The sequence below is a fragment of the Allosphingosinicella sp. genome (assembly GCF_036387215.1).
Lineage (GTDB): Bacteria > Pseudomonadota > Alphaproteobacteria > Sphingomonadales > Sphingomonadaceae > Allosphingosinicella.
In genome coordinates this window covers 1-2476 of the sequence record NZ_DASVUE010000265.1, presented here as the reverse complement: position 1 = coordinate 2476, position 2476 = coordinate 1, and the positions used below count along the sequence as shown (strand labels likewise).

3 protein-coding genes are annotated in these 2476 nt (G+C 68.5%); 1 reads left to right on the top strand and 2 read right to left on the bottom strand.

Translation table 11 applies throughout. The features are described from left to right. On the top strand, positions 1-514 hold a 514-nt coding region (locus tag VF662_RS10805; protein WP_464140954.1), incomplete at its 5' end, for an energy transducer TonB. Here the strand turns inward: VF662_RS10805 and VF662_RS10800 are convergent. Then, on the bottom strand, positions 511-1260 hold the full coding sequence (locus tag VF662_RS10800; RefSeq protein ID WP_464140952.1) for a hypothetical protein: 750 nt from the start codon (positions 1258-1260) through the stop codon (positions 511-513). The two genes, VF662_RS10805 and VF662_RS10800, sit on opposite strands and share 4 nt — an antisense overlap. Before the next feature lie 84 nt (positions 1261-1344). Beyond that, on the bottom strand, positions 1345-2476 hold a 1132-nt coding region (locus VF662_RS10795; protein ID WP_464140950.1), incomplete at its 5' end, for an alpha,alpha-trehalose-phosphate synthase (UDP-forming).

The window sequence follows — 2476 nt, the reverse complement described above, 5'->3', positions numbered from 1 at the left end:
TCCGCCCGAAGTGCGGCTCCCGGTCCCGCCGCCCGTCGCCGCAGCTCCGGCGCCGGCGGTCGGAAGGGACGCATCGCGAGGCGCCTCCGACCGGCCCGGCACCGGCAGCGGCGCCGGCGGCGAAGGAACCGGAACCGGAGGCGGCGGCTCCGGCAGCGGCTCGGGAAGCGGCGGCTCCGGCACCCGCGCTCGCCAGGTCGCCGGCGCTCTTTCCGGCCGCGACTATCCCCGCGCCGCCAAAAGCGCCCGGGCCGGCGGGACCGTCCTCGTCCGCTACACAATCGGCGTCGACGGCCGGCCGAGCGGCTGCACGGTCACCCGGTCGAGCGGCAACCGAGACCTCGACGAGGCCACCTGCCGCCTGATCGAGCAGCGCTTCCGCTACGAGCCGGCGCGCGATGCCGACGGCCGCCCGGTCGCATCGACGGAAACCGGCCGCCACATCTGGTGGACCGAGCCGAAGCGCCAGCGTTACCCCTATGAGTGGAAGCCCGGAGAGGAGCCTATCGACTAGAAGCGAAGCTCGCCAGTCAGCTGGAACACGCTCCTCAGGCCCTCGTCGCTGTCGATGCGCCTCAGATAGCTGAGGCCGAGCTCGAGGCTCTTGTCCCGGCCAAGCTCGATCTCGTGGCGGATGCTGGGGCCAAGGTAATGCTCCTTCTCGAGCGGCTCCTTGCCGAACCCGCCGAGACGCGCGGCCTGGCCCGAGACTTCGGCACCGATCCAGCTGCTTTGCCCGAGCGACCAGCTGAGGCGGCCGGCATAGGCGATATAGGTCCCCTCCTGCTCCTCCTCGTTGACCCGGCGCAGCATGAGATTGCCCTCGGCGTGGAAGGTCGGCGTCTTCTTCTCGACGATGCCCCGCGCTTCCAGCCGCGCCACCTCGCCGTCGCTGTCGAGCGCGGCCTGGAGCCAGAAGCCGGTGCCGATCGGGTCCTTCTCGGCATCGCTGAAGCGGACGAGCGCGATCACGCTGTCATAGTCGAAATAGAGCCGGTCCTCCTTGACGAGCGGCCCACTTCGATAGCCGAGCTGGGTCTCGCCGCCGATCGCGATGCGGTCGCTGAGGCCGTAGAAGGACTGGCCCGAATGCTGGCGCGCGGCGTCGGTGCCTCGGGCGCTTCCGAACTGGCCCGTATAGTTGAGCAGCCACTCGCCCTTCTTCGGGCCGAGGCCCTGAATCTGCTCCGGCCCTTCGGCAAGCGCCGGAGAGGCGGCGGCAAGGAGCGCGAAGGCGGCGAGGAGCGACGGGCGGAGCATCGCCGCGTGAACCTGATGTGGAGGTTCTTGTTCCGGAGCCGCAGCGATTGGCGGCGGCCTGTTGCAGCGCGGGCGCAACCCAGATCAGCTTCCGGGCTTCGCGCCCTCCAGCGCGGAGACGAAGGCGTGACGCCAGGCGACCACGTCCTCGCCCTTGACGCTCGCGTTCATCGCCTGCCAGCGGCGGATGCGCTCCTCCTTCGGCATCCGGATCGCCGTAAGGATCGCGTCGCTGATCTCGTCCCGGCTATAGGGGTTCACGAGCACCGCGTCCTTCAGCTGAAGCGCGGCGCCGGCGAAGCGGGAGAGGATGAGGACGCCCGGATCCTCCGGGTCCTGCGCCGCCACATACTCCTTGGCGACGAGGTTCATCCCGTCTCTCAGCGGCGTGATCAGAGCGATCTCGGACGCGCGGTAGAAGCCGGCGAGGTCCTCGCGCGCATAGCCCTGGTTGACGTAGCGGATCGGCACCCAGTCCACCTCCGCCCATTCGCCGTTGATGCGCCCGGAAAGCTCGTCCAGCTGCTCGCGGATCACCTCGTAGGTCGCGACTTCGCCGCGCGACGGCGGCGCGATCTGGAGCATGAATACACGGCCGCGGCACTCCTCATGCTCTTCGAGGAAGCGGCGATAGCCTTCGAACCGCTCGGCGAGGCCCTTGGAGTAATCGAGCCGGTCGACCCCGATGATCGTGTGCCGCCCGTCGGCGCTCTTCTTGAGCCGGTTGTAAGCCTCGGCGGCGCGCGGGCTCTCCACCGCCTCCTGGAACTCCTTATAGTCGATCCCGATCGGATAAGCGGCGGCGTGGACCGAGCGGTCGCCGACATGGATCATGCCGTCCGGGTCGCAATGGCCGCCAAGCTCGCGCTCGACATAGTTCTGGAAGCTGTCCAGCCACTCCTTCGTCTGGAAGCCGATCACGTCATAGGCGAGCATCGACAGCACCAGTCCCTCGTGGAACGGCAGCGACACCATCAGCCGCGACGGCGGGAACGGGATGTGGAGGAAGAAGCCCAGGCGGTTCTTGATCCCCCGCTCGCGAAGCTGCGCGCCCAATGGGATCAGATGGTAGTCATGGATCCAGATGAGGTCGTCCGGCTCAATGAGCGGGCACACCGTCTCAGCGAAGCGCTCGTTGACGCGCTCGTAGCCGCCCGCGAAGCTGCGGTCATACTCCGCCAGGTCGATCCGGTAGTGGAAGAGCGGCCACAAGGTT

Bases quoted from the DNA above. Each gene is read 5' to 3' on its own strand.
- VF662_RS10800 (WP_464140952.1), bottom strand. From the start codon at position 1,260: ATGCTCCGCCCGTCGCTCCTCGCCGCCTTCGCGCTCCTTGCCGCCGCC.